Source organism: Actinopolyspora sabaoui (assembly GCF_051225635.1).
Classification (GTDB): domain Bacteria; phylum Actinomycetota; class Actinomycetes; order Mycobacteriales; family Pseudonocardiaceae; genus Actinopolyspora.
Genome location: NZ_JBMIHH010000001.1, coordinates 520444 through 534443 on the forward strand (window position 1 = coordinate 520444; position 14000 = coordinate 534443).

The window sequence follows — 14000 nt, forward strand, 5'->3', positions numbered from 1 at the left end:
GTCTGAACGGGTGATAGTGCCAGAACACCCGTTACTCGGACCAAATACCAACCCGGATGTGTTGCGGAATGCGACCGATCTCACTTCCTCTTTCGTGTTGTTGAGCAAGCATATGGTTACTCTTAGTGATTAATGCTGCCCTCGATCCGATAGTGACGCAAGGTACTGGAATATGCCAACACGCGGATGAGCGGGGGGACAGTGTCACCGATTCGGAGCAGTGTTTCCCGCAGCGACGTGCCGTCCGCCCGCACGAATACCTTTCCGGGGAAGCCGACGGCCCGTGCCGGGCGGCCGAGCCACTCGAGCCTCGCGAGGGCCACCGGGACTTCCGAACTCCCTCGCCTGGTGGACTCTTTCAGAGCACCCGAGGCGCGGGGTTGCCGGCCTGTTGGATCGCTTTTCGGACCGGCACCATCGACACCAGCAGCAGGCCGAGAACGAAGAAACCGAGCAACGACAGGATCGCCAGTCGGAAGGAGCCGGTCGCTTGCCCCACCGCGGCGAACAGCAGCGGTCCCACCCACGAAGTGGAGCGCTCACCGATCTGGTAGAGCGAGAAGTACTCGGCCTCGCTACCCGTCGGGATCATCTGGCTGAACAACGAACGCGACAACGCGTTCGTCCCGCCGAGCACCAGGCCGATCCCGGCGGCCACCCCGTAGAACTGCAAGGGTTCCCCCTGCTGGGTGAAAAACGCTCCGAGCAACACCGCGATCCAAACCACCAGGCTGAGCATGATCGTGCGTTTGGCTCCCAGCCCGCGAGCCACCCAGCCGTGCAACATCCCACCGAGAAACGCTATGAACTGCACGATCAGGATCGTCGTGATCAGAACCTGTCGGTCGAGACCGAGTTCCAGCTCGCCGTACTGTGCCGACACCTTGAACACCGTGCTGATGCCGTCGGTGAAGACCATGTACGCCCCGAGAAAGGCCAGGGTCAACGGCAGCCGCCTTGCCTGCCGCAGCGTGGTGGCCAGTTGCCGGAAACCGGCACGCAGCACCGGCCCCTCGGAACTCGCGCCCGGACGTCGCCCCGGCAGCCTCCGCAGCGGCAGCACGGTGAACACGGCCCACCACACCCCGGCTGAGACGAAAACCAGTCTTACCGCCGTGTCCTCACCGATCCCGAGCGCGTCGTGTCCGACGTAGAGCACCAGGTGCAGCGCGAGAGCCACCCCGCCACCCAGGTAGCCGAACGCCCAGCCGCGCGCCGACAGGCCGTCGCGTTCGTCAGCGCGCGCGATTTCCGGCAGTAGTGAGTAGTAGACCACCACGGCCGCGCCGAAACACAGGTTCGCCAGCAGGAAGAGCGCGGCGCCCAACAGCCAGTTCTGCCCACCCACCAGAGCCAGCAGTGCGGTGGTTCCGGCCCCGCAGTAGGCGAAGATCCCCAGCATTTTCCGCTTGTCGTGGGCCCGGTCGGCGACAGCTCCCGCGATCGGCAGCACCAGCACCTGGATCACCGCGGCCAACGCGAGCAGATAACCCCACAGCGAACCGGCCGGAAACGACCAGCCCAGCAGGGCGACGTCACAGCGCTGCAGCGCGTCCCCGTTCGGGCAGGCCGCCGGGCCGTTGCGTGCCGTGTCGGACTCCGCTGCCCGGGTCGCCACCGTGGTCAGATACAGGGACAGGAACACCGTCGTGATCGAGGTGGGAAACACCGAGTTGGCCCAGTCGTACCAGCACCAACCGCTGTGCTCGCGCCGCCGAGCGGCCTCCGGCGTGAACTCCACGTGTGGGGCGCTCATCTGTTGCCGTCCTCGAAATAGGTGACCGTGTTCGACTACTTCGAGGACTTTTCTTGCCCGAGCCGGTCGGGGCAATGCGTAGTTCCACTCAGAAGCGGTAACGGTCGGGATGCCCTCGGGCGCACGGCCCTACCTATCCGTGTACCACTGCCCCCTGTGCCGCAGCATCTCACGCAACAGGTCCGGGCGATCGGTCAGCAGGCCGTCGACGCCGGTGTCCAACAGCTTCGCCATCTCCGATGGTTCGTCCACCGTCCACACGTGCACCTCGGTGCTTCTGGCATGGGCGCGTTCGACGAAGCGTCGGTCCACCACCCGCAGCCCGCGATGCTCACGCGGTACCTGTGCGGCCGCCCCACGCGGAAGCGTGCCACCACGCGCCACCCTGGTCAGGAGAGCGGCCCCCGGACGTGATCCCGACCAGAGCCCACCGATCTCCAGCGGTCCCATGGAGGTCAGCAGCCGTGCGTCACCGTTGGTCCGCAGTATTCGCAGGCGCCGGTCGGAGAAACCCGCCAGACACACCCGGTGCCAGGCGTTGTGACGCCGGAGCGTTCGCAGCGTCGCCACCACCGCCGAATCCGCCTTGACGTCGATGTTGAGCAGCGCCCCTGGCAACTCCTCCAACAACTGGTCCAACGAACACACCGGTTCACGTCCTCCGATGCGCGCGCCGGAGACGACCGACCAACGCTGCCGGTGGATCTCACCGGCACTGCCGGTGGTCCGACGCAGATCGGCGTCGTGGTGCACCACCGCGACACCGTCCGAAGTGGCGTGCACGTCCGTCTCCAGGTAGTGAAACCCCTCTCGAACCGCACGCCGGAAGGCACTGAGCGAGTTCTCCATGCCCGCCAGCTCGCCGATGTGCCACCCCCGGTGCGCGAACGCGCGGGGACGAAGCTCAGGACTCAGGAACGGGTGCTGCCGGGAAGCAGCCGGGAACGAGCCGTGCATCGCACCACTGTGCAACGAGCCCCGTCGCGAGCCCCCGAGGGGTGCCTGGTGGCGGCCGGCGCGGGTCCCTCCATCGGCCGGTGCGGAAGGATTTTTCGGCGTGCCTGCCCGCAAATGAGCCTGATTCGGACTAGCGTGGTCAACCGTGGAGACAACACCCGATATCGAATCGCTCGAACCACGCACCAGAACACCGCGGCACTGCTCGTGGTGCGGTCGTCGGATACCGGGCGCAGGCAGTGTCGGCCGCCCACGCATGTACTGCGCACAGTCCTGCAGACAGCGGGCCTACGAGCGCCGCGCGGCGGTACAGCGCGGTGGACTGCCGGAGGACGCTGTGGTGCTTTCCGGAGCGGAGCTCGACGATCTGCAGGACAGACTGTTCCAGCTGCGGTGCGCCGCCGAGGACGTGGCCACCGCGGCGGGGGAAGGGGCCGAACAGGCCGAGGTGCGAGGACTGGCCCAGCAACTGCTGGACAGCGCGCGTGACTTGGAACGTATCCGCTGACACGATGAACGGTCCTCTTGGTTGCTCCGAATGGAGCATTGTCAACGCTGGCCTGGTTGGCCAAGATGATACGCCGAATGCTGCCCCAAGCGAGTGATCGCCGCGACGACACCGCGATCGTCGGAGCCCGGTCGCTCCGGTACCGGCTAGGAAGCTACAACGTTGCCCCCAAACTCAGCGGTTTGCGGCCTGCGCCGCGCCGAGCTGCGTACTGCCGATCCCGCCGCCACCGCAGGCTTCTACCGGAAACTGCTGGACTGGACGGTGCTACGATCCGAGGAAGGTTTCGAGTGCTGGGTCGGTGAGCGCAAGTGCGCCACGCTCCGCACGAACCGTTCCCGTCGAACCCCGCAGTGGCAACTCGTGTTCGCGGGTGCCCCCACGGACGGGGATCTCTCGGGCCCGGAGGACACCTGCGCGAGCATGGTCAGAGGTCGCGCACAACACGGCCCGTGGGCGCCGGCGCCCCGCAGGGGCGAGCCGTGCTGGGTCGAACTGCGCACCGCCCAGGCGGAGTCCGCCGACAGCTTCTGGAGCGAGTCGCTGATCTGGACAGTGCGGTCGGAGCCGCCGAGAACCAGCTACACGGTGGAGGAACGCGCGGTGGCGGCTCGGACCGGTCCGCGCGGTGAGGCGGAAAACACCGGTTGGCTGTGCTACTTCGTCGTGGGCGCACTGGACGAGGCGACCGAACGCGTCCCGGAACTGGGGGGATCGGTGCTGGAACGCGTCCCGCACGACGTGCTGGGGGACTCCGTCGTGATCGCCGACTCCGACGGGGTCGTCTCCGCGCTGGTGGGGGAGCGGGGATGCTGGGGCGGTTGAAGCGTTCGCCGCGCGCGGCACGTCACTCGGAATCGGATCCCCTGGACAGTTCGCCCAACACCCGGTGCGTTCGGTTCGCCCGCACGGACAGCCGTTGTTCGCGGGCCGTCACGTCTATGTAGGCCTGGCTCGAATTGATCGAGGCGTGCCCCAGCAGTTTCGCGATCTCGGTGGCGTTGGCGCCGTCCTCGGCGAGCCGGGTCGCGAAAGTGTGACGCAACGCGTGCACCATGGCGCCGCGCTGCACCCGGTCGGAAACCCCCGCGGCACGCAGCGACTGCCGGACCAGGTACTGCAACCCGCCGCGCCGCAGCGGCTCACCCCGGTGATTGACGAACAGCGGATCCCCACCGGGAAGTCGCCGCCCGAACCGCAGCCTGCGGCTTTCCAGGTAGTCCTCCAGCACCCTCTCCAAGGAGTCGTCGATCGGTATCGACCGGTTGGCACCGCCCTTGCCGCGTACGTGCAGCCGACGCTCGCCGGTGCGGCCCGCCAGTGCCGAGACGGTCAGATCCAGCAGTTCCGCCGAGCGCAGTCCCGTACACAGCAGAGTGGACACTATCGCCAGGTCCCGCTCCGGCCAGGGGTTCCGTGCCTTACGGGCCCCCTGGGCGATCAACCGCAGCAACCGTTCCGGGGTATCCTCGCCGTTGAGCGGTTTCGGGGTGGCCGCGGCCAGCCGTGGCTTGGGCACCACGGGCATCGGGTTTCCCGAGGCCGCGCCCTCCACGACCAGGAACCGAAAGAACCCGTTCCAGCTCGACCACGCGCGGGTGACCGACGAAGCCGAACGGCTGGCGGCGTGCCGGGCGAACGCCGAGCGCAGCGTTTGGGCCGTCACGGACTCCACGGGCAGTAGTGCGCTCTCCGTTCCCGTCGTCTCGGCCAGCTCCCCGGCGATCGACTCGAGGTCACGCCGGTAGGCGCGCAGTGAGTTCTCGGCCAGTTTCCGCGCCTGCAGGTGCTCCAGGTAGGCCTCGATCCACTCGGAGAGGGGCTGGTGGCCCGGCGCGTCCTGCGTACCCGTCGGCACCGTGACACCTCCCGACGTGGTTGGCTGCCGGACCGATCCGGCCTCTCCGTCCGAAGTCGATCATACGAGAACGTGCGGCTCCCGGCGCGTTCCATGCGGCTCCCCCGGTGACCGGCACCGTTTCGCGCCGGTCACCGGGTGGCTGGGCAGAGGTCAGGAGGTGCGCAGGAAGTGGTCCAGAACCCGGGTGCCGAACCGCAGCGAATCCACCGGGACACGTTCGTCCACCCCGTGGAACAGCGCGGAGAAGTCCAGATCCGCGGGCAGGCGCAGCGGAGCGAAGCCGAAGCAGTTCATGCCCAGCCTGCTGAACGACTTCGCGTCGGTGCCGCCCGACATCATGTACGGCAGGGTGCGGGCCGCCGGGTCCTCGGTGAGCAGGGAGCGGCTCATGGACTCGACGATCCCGCCCTCGAACCGGGTCTCCACCGGGGGCAGGCCGACCCACTCGCGTTCGACGTCAGGGCCGAGGAGCTCGGCCAGCTCACGGTCGAACTCCTCCTCGCGTCCGGGGAGGATGCGGCAGTCGACCGATGCCTCGGCCACCGAGGGGATCACGTTGGCCTTGTAGCCCGCGTTCAGCATTGTCGGGTTGGCGATGTCACGGACGGTGGCTCCGATGATGCGGGACAGATTGCCCAGCTTGGCGATGGCACCGTCCAGGTCGTCCTCCGGGAAACTCCAGCCGGTGAGCTCGCTGACCCCGTCGAGGAACTCCCGCACGCTGTCGTTGAGCACGATCGGGAAGCGGTGTTGCCCGAGTTTCGCGACGGCCTCGGCGAGCTGGGTGACCGCGTTGTCCTCGTGCACCATCGAACCGTGGCCCGCGCGGGCACGAACCCGCAGCTTGAGCCAGCGGATTCCCTTCTCCGCTGTCTGGATCAGGTAGGCCCGGACCCCGTCGCCGAAGGTCACCGAGTAGCCGCCGACCTCGCTGATCGCCTCGGTGCAGCCCTCGAACAGCTCCGGGCGGTGGTCCACCAGCCACTGTGCGCCCTGCAGGCCGCCCGCCTCCTCGTCGGCGAGGAAGGCGAACACGATGTCGCGTGGGGGCGTGATGCCGTCACGGCCGAGTCGGCGGGCCGTGGCCAGGGTCATGCCGACCATGTCCTTCATGTCGACCGCGCCGCGGCCCCACAGGTAGTCGTCCTGCACCGCCCCGGAGAACGGGTGCACCGACCACTCGGTCGGGTCGGCGGGGACCACGTCCAGGTGGCCGTGCACCAGCAGTCCGCCGCGCTGCCGGTCGGCTCCCGGCAGGCGGGCGATCACGTTGCCACGTCCGGGGGTGTCCCCGGATTCCACGTAGGTGGTCTCGAAGCCGACCTCGCCGAGTTTCTCCGCAACGTACTCGGCCGCCGGACGCTCCGGATTCAGGGTCGCCGGATCACCGGTGTTGGTGGTGTCGAACCGGATCAGCTCGCTCGCCAGCGTGACGACCTCGTCTTCGGCCCGGCGTAGTCCCGGATCCGTGCTCGACCGGTCGTTGTTCTCGGGATCAACATGTGCGCTCACCTGGCCTTTCTACCACTTCCGGATCAAAAGAGGGGGGTGGTTGGCAGGCCGCTGTGTCGATCGGTTATCGTAGTATCACAACGCAATGAGGGGCTCGGAAGAAACCGAGTCAATGTTGCCGCGTCGGAGTGGCGGAAACGGTAGACGCGCTAGCTTGAGGTGCTAGTGACCTATTAATGGTCGTGGGGGTTCAAGTCCCCCCTCCGACACCGTGGTGTGGGATCCCTCCCACAGTGTGTGAGTCTTTTTCTTCTTTTTTGGTCGGCTGGCGTGTGGTGTCGCGTCGGCCGTTGTTTCGTGTCCTGCTCTCGGTGTTGGTGTCCCGGGGGTGAGGCGTGTGTCTGAGTCGGTGGTTCCCGGCTTGGCTCCGTCGGTGTCCGGTGATCGTGCGGATATCGGTGGTGGGGCTGGTTCGGCGCGGGCTGTGCGGGCGATGCCGTTGGCGGTGCTGCCTGTCCTGCGGAGGCTGAGCTCGCGGTGTTACCGGATCGTGGCGCTGGACGATCGTGGCCGGTTGGCCGAGTCCACGCTGATCGCGGCGCTGGGGTGGCGGCCGGGGCAACGGTTGGCGATCCGGGTGGTCGAGGGCGTCGTGTTGATCGAGGCCGATGGTGGTGGGGTGTTTCGGCTGTCCCGCCGTTGTCACGTGCCGTTGCCCGCGTCGGTGCGCCGGTGGTGCGCGTTGGGTGCGGGTGATCGTGTGCTGCTGGTGGCCGAGCCTGCGCTGGGGCGGGTGACGGTGTATTCCCTGACTGCTCTCGATGGGGTGCTCTCGTCGGTGCACGAGCGCGTGTGGGGTGAGGCCGAGTGAACGCTCAGAATGATCAACCTGGCGCGCCGAGTGGTGCCGACGTGGAGGCGGCTCGGTTGGTGTTGGCGCGGATGGGGGTGGCGCCGGAGGATCTGGTGGGGTCTGCGGCGGAGTCCTGCGTGGTGCCGACGTTTGCCGAGTATGTGCCGGTGGTGGAGCAGGCGGTGTCGGCGGGCACCAGGCGGGTGTATGGCTCGTATTGGAAGCGGGTGCTGGAGTTGTGGGGTTCTCGGCGGTTGGATGAGCCCACCGCGTCGGAGATCAAGCACTTGGCTGAGCGGGTGCGGTCGCAGCGGGTGGTGCGGCGCAACGCGCGGGGTGGGCGCAGTGCGGTGGAGCACTGTATCGCGGCGTTGCGGTGTGTGTATCGGCACGCGGTGGCCGATGGGCTGCTGTCGGAGTCGCAGGATCCGGCCCGGCGGGTGGCGATGCCGCGTCGGTTGCCGAGTACGCGGCGGGGGTTGGGGGAGCAGCCGGTGGCGGAGTTGAACCGGGTGGCCGCGGCCACGGGTAACGATCCCGCGTTGGACACGCTGCTGTTGCGGGTGCACACCGAGACGGCCTGCCGCCGCGGGGGTGCCCTGGCGTTGACCGTCGGGGATCTGGATCCGCAGCAGTGTCTGGTGTTGTTGCGGGAGAAGAACGACACGGTGCGGTGGCAGCCGGTCTCACCGACACTCATGCGGCATCTGCGGGAGCACGCCGATCAGCGGGGTGCGCACGTGTCCGGTGACGGGAGGGTGCTGCGCTACCGCGGTGGTAACCCGTTGACGCATCGCCGGTATGACCATTTGTGGCACCGGTTGGGGCGGCACGTGTCGTGGGTGGCCACGCAGCAGGTCAGCACGCACTGGCTGCGGTACACCACCCTGACGTGGGTGGAGCGCCACTTCGGTTACGCGGTGGCACGGGCCTACGCCGGCCACACCGACCACGCGGGCGAAAGCGGAGTCACTGCCACCTACGTCCGCGCCGGGCTACCCGAAATCGCCACAGCGTTGAGCGCCCTGACCGGAGAAGACCACCCACTGGCCCCGGCGGGCTAGATAGTCACGTTCCTGTCTGCGGTCCTTTTCCGGACAACGGTATTCCTCTTTCCCTCCGAGGTCTGCCCGCCGCCAAGCGGGCAGACCTCGTTCTCGGGTGGCAAGCGGAACCGCGTGGAGGGTGCTCGCTTATGGGGCCGTTGTGCTGGTGGGGTGGGTGTTGGCCAGTTGGGTGTATTCGTGGGCGAGAGTCAGGAGGTGGTGGGTGTCGGCGTTGGTGTCGTGGGTGGCTGGTGCCGCGATGATCGAGGGGAGGGCTGCTTGGATGCGTGTGGTGGTGGTGAGGGCGGTGTGGACGAGTTGTGCTTGGTGTGCGGGGCTGTGGTTGGGGTGGATGGGTTCGGGCAGGTAGGGGCTGAGGCAGACGAGTCCGTCGCGGCATTCGATGATGCGGCGGTAGTAGCGCAGTCGCATGTGGCGCAGTTGCCAGGTTTCGCGGCGTGGGGTGGGTGGGGTGAACAGGGCGATGGTGGGGAAGTGTTGGTGCAGCGCTGCCCAGAGTGGGCGGAGTTGTCGGTGGTGGCGGCGCATGGTGATCCACAGGCGGGCTTTGATGATGCCGGTGCGCAGTCCGGGGTAGCCGATGCCGAGGAAGAAGAGGCCGATTCCGATGGCCAGCAGGGGTGGTGTCCAGTGTGCTGTTGCGGGAACGGGGTCGGTGCCCAGCAGTAGTCGGCCGGTGGTCGACAGCACACGGGGCAGGTGTGTTCCCAGTAAACACACGGTGAGCCCGAGGGCGGCCACGGTCAGGCTCTGTCGGGCCCCGGAGTAGGTCTGCCTCGCCGAGGCTCGGCACAGCCAGGCACCGCGAGCGGTGGCGTAGCTCATGTAGAGATTGCCGATGAGGTAGAAGGCCAGGACACCGGGATGCTGGCTCGTGTCGGGATAGCTGGCCCCGCGCCATTCCACGCTGGTGGCGGCAAACGCCAGCATTAGTCCGAAGCTGGCCAGGGACGCTAGCGCGATCTCCGCGTAGCTTCTCCACACAGCGACATTCGGAAGAAGAGCGGAGCGCAGCAGCACGATCAGCAGCGCGAAGAAGAACGTCAGCAGCACGTTCTGCAGCAACTTCGGCGACTGGCTGGGAAACATCCCGGAAAGGCCGGGAATGCTGACGGCCAGCTGTGCCGACAGGGCCACGGCGACCAGGATCGTGCACAGGGTGACCACCCGCAAGCCCTGATCGTGCGGGAGGCGGATCAGCTGGGAGAGCTTCCATGCTGCGGCGATCACGGCTGCGGCCCACATGAGCAGATTGGGAGCAAGCATCACAGCCACCCCTGGTGGTCGTCGAACGCGCGGCTCAATTGGTCCCGTTTCCCCTGTGGAAACCGGAGGTGGTCGAGCAGGGTCGCCCACTCCTTGATCACGGTGGCGACCATCTCGGCTTCCCGTTCGGCGGCGGGTCCGTAGCCGTCCCGACGAAGCGCACGTCGAATCATCTCAGGAGGAATGTCCGGGAACAGGTGGTTCCACACGTCCTCGTCGTTGTTGTCGCTGCTGTGCTCGGAGATGATGTGACCGATTTCGTGCAGGATGATGTGCTCTTGGTGAGCGGGTGTGGTCTCGCGCTGGTAGAGGATGTAGTCGGTATCGCCCGTGCCGACCCACAGCCCGAACACCCCTGGGGTGGGGAGGGGATAGGGCACCAGTTTGAGGGGACGCTGTCTGCGTTGAGCCAGTCGGTCACACAGCAGTTGGATGTCCAGCGGTGTGTCGAGGTGTAGCTCTTGCAGCAGGGTACGGACCCCGCACCGCAGGTGAAGGTCGTTGCGCCAGCTACGAGCATCGCCGGTCATATCTCGTGCTCCGTGAACAGCTTGCGGAGTGCGGCCGCGCTGGCCCAGGGGTGGCTGACCAGGCCGTTGTGCCCACCGGGTAGTTCGACGAGCCGCCGTGGCAGGAGTCGGGCGAGCTGTTCGGCGCAGCGGTATTCCCACCGCTCGCGGCCGTCGTCCCCGCCAGTAGGGATAACCGGTACCGGGGTGGACGACAGCTGCTCGATGTCGAGACTGGCGTGTCGGGCAGCGGGGAAATCGTGGGTGAAAAACCACTGTAGATTCGCCTCGGCATCACCGACCTGCGTCCCTGCCTGGGCTCCCATCTCGCACGCCGGCGATTCGTTACCACCGAACGTGACGAAGTGCTGGATCGCGGCGTGAACATCCTGTTCGGCGAGTGCGGCAACCTCGGCCAGCCCGGTTTCCTGATCCGGATCCCGCACCAGTGAGAGCATCGGCGGTTCGTGAGCGACCAGCATCGCCACACGCTCGGGATGTCGAAGAGCCAGAAACAGCCCGATGACCGCACCAATACTCGGCCCCACCACATAGGCGGGCTGAGCCGTCACCGTAGCCAACAGCGCTGCCGCATCATCGGCATGAGTCCCCATCGTGACCGGTGCCTGCGCCTGCCCGTCAGGAAGGGAACTGCGCGAGAGGCCACGACGATCATAGGAGATCACCTGATAGTGCTCGGCCAACTCCGCAGCGATCTGTTCCGTGGTCCCCGCTTCGCTCAATCCCCCCTGAATGATCAGCAGCGGAGTGCCGTTACCGCGGATCTCGTAATAGAGCTCAGCGTCGCCGACCGTGACCATTCCCCGATGTGCTTGCACCGTTCCCGCTTTCCCCATCGAACCAAATATGAGCAGTAACGTGGCGTGGTCACAGAAAAGGACCACCGATGCGTGTCTGGTTGTCTAGACCAAGGATAGCCTCACGATAAAACACCGAGAAGCGACACGTCAGCGAAAAGAGGTTCACTCGGACGAGTGGTCTTCTCCGGGGCGACCAGCTTGGAAGTCGATGAAGTCCATGACGCTGCGCAGTTGATCCGTTGAGAGCTGGCTGGCACGCGTCGCGATCTGGCGTACGTTCTGCTCGCCAAGCTTCGCCAGCAGATCATGTTGCTGGTTGAGGTCGCGGCCACGTTCGGTGTCGGCGAAGTACTCCAGCTCGACTCCGAAGAACTCGGCGAGCTTGACCACGACGGAGTGGCTTGGCTCGTTCTTACCTTTCAGTAGGTCGTAGAGATAGCCGCGCGACACGCCGATGAACTCGGCTACCTCCGGCTTGCCGTAAGAGGTACCGTCTTCACGTTTTACGCTGCTGAAAAGCCGGTTCAGCTTGGTGGCGAACGTGTCACCCGCCGCGTTTGCTCCGGGCTCGGTCACTGTCCTCACCACCTCTCACGAGAGTGTCGTAAAAGCCTGACCAGCAATATCAACTGTCGACTAAACTTGACAGCGTTGTTGTTGGTACCTACTCTCAAGGTTGCGCTGTCAAGGATACCGGACAAGAGCCATCGACGATATAGGCCATCCGGGGTGGTGCTCCCCTGGGCGCGGACGCACAGCAGTGGACGCCAAGGCTGACTGCTGTGCGGCTAATCCGAGAGCTGGCCAACAGAAGGTGCTTCGATCATCAGGTCGATCGAACACGGCGTAGGAACCAATCGACGCTCTGCTCGACGAGAGGAGAAAAGAGCGAATAACCGCACCACTGGTTCGTTCATGGTGCCTGTCTGATCATGATCCCCGAATTCCGGTATCAGGTCAGGTGCATGTCGTGGCAGGAAACTTTTGTGGTTTGTGTCGCTCATGAAATCGGAACGGATCTGGCCAAGATGATGTTTTCTTGGTCGGTGCTGTTCGATGGCACTTGGTGCCGCGTTTTTTCTGCCATATCTTCCTGTGCGTTCTGAGTCCGGGTAGGGCGCGATCTGTCTTCTGTGGAGTACATCCGAGGAGTATGTCGTTGCGTGATCTCATGAAACTGGTCAGCCAATACGGGGTCTGCGTGTCGGCGGACAATGCTGACGCGTGGTTTCGGGAGCAGCCACGAGGTCCGTCGGCCCGCGAAATCCAGCGCAGGCAGGCGCGTGAGGCCTGCACCGGCTGTCCGGTGCAAACCGAGTGTCTTACTGTCGGAGTCACTCATGAGTTGTGTACCGAGATGTGCTGGGGAATCTGGGGCGGAGTGTGTGCCGCCGATCGGCAAGAGCTGATCGACAAAGCTATTGGCGTTACATGCTGTGAAAGCGACCCTGTCGAAGACATGGTGGTCAAACTGCTCTCGATCTCCCGCTTCAGTGAGTGACAGCATTTTCTGTTCTCTTGTTTTTGATTCGAATTCGTTTTTGTTTTTGGGAAATTGTCGCTTCGGTTGAATCTGATCTCATGTCCTGATGAAGGGATGACTTCATGAGCAACGAATGGGTCGATCACGATTCCGAAAGTTCTACTGGCGGGGTTGAGCAGCGCGACCGGACGTTGACAAGACTGGCTTGCCGAAGCTGGCAGGACCTGCCCACAGCCGATGTGGTCGCTGCGGTGGAATCCGGAGAGCTCACTACGGCTAACCACGGTACTGCGGCAGGGCAGCGGATCACCGCGGCGACGGCGGCGAGTGCGGCTGCGGTGCAACGGCAAGGGCTGGCACCGGTCAGCGACGCGGTAGCCGACTGGTCCGGCTTCGGTGCCGTGATTCCGGTGCTGTCGGGGTCGCCCGGAGCGGGGGCCTCGTTCGTGACGGCAGTGCTCTCCGATGCTCTGAGCAGTCTGCGGCAACGGGTGCTGCTGGTTGACACCGCCGAGCCTGTCCGGTCGGGGTTGGCCACGGCCGCACCTGTGGAGGGGCCGGCGGAGGTCGGTCCGCACGAATCGGTGCGCGTTCGGCATTCCTGGCGTGACGAGTCCACGATGCTGGCGCGGCTGGAGACCGAGTTGCCGGTGCTTACGCCGGGGATGGTGCCGCCGCCCCGGTTCTTCAAACCCACCAACGGGGTGGTCGACGCCACCGTTGTCGATATCGGACACGACGCGTGGCGGATGGCCGCGCACCCCTTGGCCGGGCCCGGTGCGTGGTTACGGAGCGGGGGCCCGCCCGTTCGTCCGGTTCTGGTGTGCCGGGCGAGTCGTCCGAGCCTGTCGCAGGCCGAGCAGGTGCTGGCCCGGCTGGAGGCGTGGAACGAGGCCGGGGTGATCACACTTCCGATCCAGTTGGTGGTGGTCGGTGCCGCGTCGTGGCCCACCGGGGTGACCGGGGCCGCCGGGCTGCGCCTGGCGGCGTTGCTCGAGGAGGCGGTGTTCCTGCCGCACGACTCGACCGTGGCGGTGGAGGGCATCACCGCTGAACCCGTTCCGAAACGGCTCAATGCGGCGATCACGCCGCTGCTGAGCCGTTGGGGACTCATTGCTTCTTCACCGGCGACCTCGCGGCGTGCTGTTCGCCGCCGGAACAGAAAGGAACGCCCAGCATGATCCAGGAATCCCTGATGCCGATTCTCGCGCAACTTCCGAATCCGGAACCGCAGGCCCCACCTGGGTCCGAACAGATCCTGGGGGTGGTGGGCAACATCAAATGGGGCGCCGGGGTGGCCCTGCTGGTGGGCTTTTTCGTCGGAGTGCTGGTCTGGGCCGGCGGTCGGTGGGTTGATCACCACCGCGCGGGCAAGGTCGGCGTGGTCATGATGCTGTGCGCCCTCGGTGGCGGAATCTTGTACGGCATCGGATATCAACTGCTCACGCATTTCGCGGGGGTCTGACG

15 protein-coding genes and 1 tRNA gene are annotated in these 14000 nt (G+C 65.9%); 8 read left to right on the plus strand and 8 right to left on the minus strand.

Going from position 1 to position 14000, the window contains the following annotated elements:
- Positions 1-358: 358 nt before the first annotated feature.
- Entirely contained in the window at positions 359-1756 is a 1398-nt protein-coding gene (locus ACOQFL_RS02325; RefSeq protein WP_435542402.1) for an MFS transporter, read from the minus strand.
- Between the two features lie 129 nt (positions 1757-1885).
- Positions 1886-2713 (minus strand): glycerophosphodiester phosphodiesterase family protein, encoded by an 828-nt coding sequence (locus ACOQFL_RS02330; RefSeq protein ID WP_435542403.1) that lies wholly within the window; start codon positions 2711-2713, stop codon positions 1886-1888.
- Positions 2714-2858: 145 nt separating this feature from the next.
- Between ACOQFL_RS02330 and ACOQFL_RS02335 the strand changes: the two genes are divergently transcribed.
- Positions 2859-3221 (plus strand): hypothetical protein, encoded by a 363-nt coding sequence (locus ACOQFL_RS02335; RefSeq protein WP_435542404.1) that lies wholly within the window; start codon positions 2859-2861, stop codon positions 3219-3221.
- Positions 3222-3383: 162 nt separating this feature from the next.
- Complete coding sequence (locus ACOQFL_RS02340) at positions 3384-4046, plus strand: VOC family protein (RefSeq protein WP_435542405.1); 663 nt, start codon at positions 3384-3386, stop codon at positions 4044-4046.
- Between the two features lie 22 nt (positions 4047-4068).
- Here ACOQFL_RS02340 and ACOQFL_RS02345 read toward each other — a convergent pair whose 3' ends face one another.
- Positions 4069-5079: a tyrosine-type recombinase/integrase gene (locus ACOQFL_RS02345; RefSeq protein WP_435542406.1), complete on the minus strand. Its 1011-nt coding sequence runs from the start codon at positions 5077-5079 to the stop codon at positions 4069-4071.
- Positions 5080-5232: 153 nt separating this feature from the next.
- Positions 5233-6594: a M20/M25/M40 family metallo-hydrolase gene (locus ACOQFL_RS02350; RefSeq protein WP_435542407.1), complete on the minus strand. Its 1362-nt coding sequence runs from the start codon at positions 6592-6594 to the stop codon at positions 5233-5235.
- 122 nt (positions 6595-6716) lie between these two features.
- On the opposite strand from ACOQFL_RS02350, the gene ACOQFL_RS02355 reads away from it, so the two are divergent.
- From ACOQFL_RS02355 to ACOQFL_RS02365, 3 genes are all read left to right on the plus strand, one after another.
- Positions 6717-6803: transfer RNA gene (locus tag ACOQFL_RS02355), tRNA-Leu, on the plus strand.
- Positions 6804-6931: 128 nt separating this feature from the next.
- Positions 6932-7405, plus strand: coding sequence for an AbrB/MazE/SpoVT family DNA-binding domain-containing protein (locus tag ACOQFL_RS02360; protein ID WP_435542408.1), 474 nt, complete (start codon positions 6932-6934; stop codon positions 7403-7405).
- 71 nt (positions 7406-7476) lie between these two features.
- Positions 7477-8451 carry a tyrosine-type recombinase/integrase gene (locus tag ACOQFL_RS02365; RefSeq protein WP_435542472.1) on the plus strand — a complete coding sequence of 325 codons (975 nt, stop codon included), beginning with the start codon at positions 7477-7479 and terminating at the stop codon, positions 8449-8451.
- A 129-nt stretch (positions 8452-8580) separates the two neighbouring features.
- Here the strand turns inward: ACOQFL_RS02365 and ACOQFL_RS02370 are convergent, their stop codons facing one another.
- From ACOQFL_RS02370 to ACOQFL_RS02385, 4 genes are all read right to left on the minus strand, one after another.
- The gene (locus ACOQFL_RS02370; protein ID WP_435542409.1) at positions 8581-9720 is read right to left on the minus strand and encodes an MAB_1171c family putative transporter; all 1140 of its coding nucleotides are present in this window, start codon (positions 9718-9720) and stop codon (positions 8581-8583) included.
- Entirely contained in the window at positions 9720-10250 is a 531-nt protein-coding gene (locus ACOQFL_RS02375; protein WP_435542410.1) for a hypothetical protein, read from the minus strand. The genes ACOQFL_RS02370 and ACOQFL_RS02375 overlap by 1 nt, the downstream gene beginning before the upstream one ends.
- The gene (locus ACOQFL_RS02380) at positions 10247-11086 is read right to left on the minus strand and encodes an alpha/beta fold hydrolase (RefSeq protein WP_435542411.1); all 840 of its coding nucleotides are present in this window, start codon (positions 11084-11086) and stop codon (positions 10247-10249) included. The genes ACOQFL_RS02375 and ACOQFL_RS02380 overlap by 4 nt, the downstream gene beginning before the upstream one ends.
- A gap of 126 nt (positions 11087-11212) precedes the next feature.
- Positions 11213-11626: a helix-turn-helix domain-containing protein gene (locus ACOQFL_RS02385; RefSeq protein WP_435542412.1), complete on the minus strand. Its 414-nt coding sequence runs from the start codon at positions 11624-11626 to the stop codon at positions 11213-11215.
- Between the two features lie 583 nt (positions 11627-12209).
- Here ACOQFL_RS02385 and ACOQFL_RS02390 point away from each other — a divergent pair.
- The 3 genes from ACOQFL_RS02390 to ACOQFL_RS02400 all read left to right on the plus strand — a co-directional run bounded on the left by ACOQFL_RS02390 (position 12210) and on the right by ACOQFL_RS02400 (position 13998).
- Entirely contained in the window at positions 12210-12551 is a 342-nt protein-coding gene (locus ACOQFL_RS02390; protein ID WP_435542413.1) for a WhiB family transcriptional regulator, read from the plus strand.
- A 104-nt stretch (positions 12552-12655) separates the two neighbouring features.
- A complete protein-coding gene (locus ACOQFL_RS02395; protein WP_435542414.1) occupies positions 12656-13714 on the plus strand; it encodes a hypothetical protein in 1059 nt (352 codons plus the stop codon).
- Positions 13711-13998 (plus strand): hypothetical protein, encoded by a 288-nt coding sequence (locus ACOQFL_RS02400; protein ID WP_435542415.1) that lies wholly within the window; start codon positions 13711-13713, stop codon positions 13996-13998. The genes ACOQFL_RS02395 and ACOQFL_RS02400 overlap by 4 nt, the downstream gene beginning before the upstream one ends.
- Positions 13999-14000 lie beyond the last annotated feature (2 nt).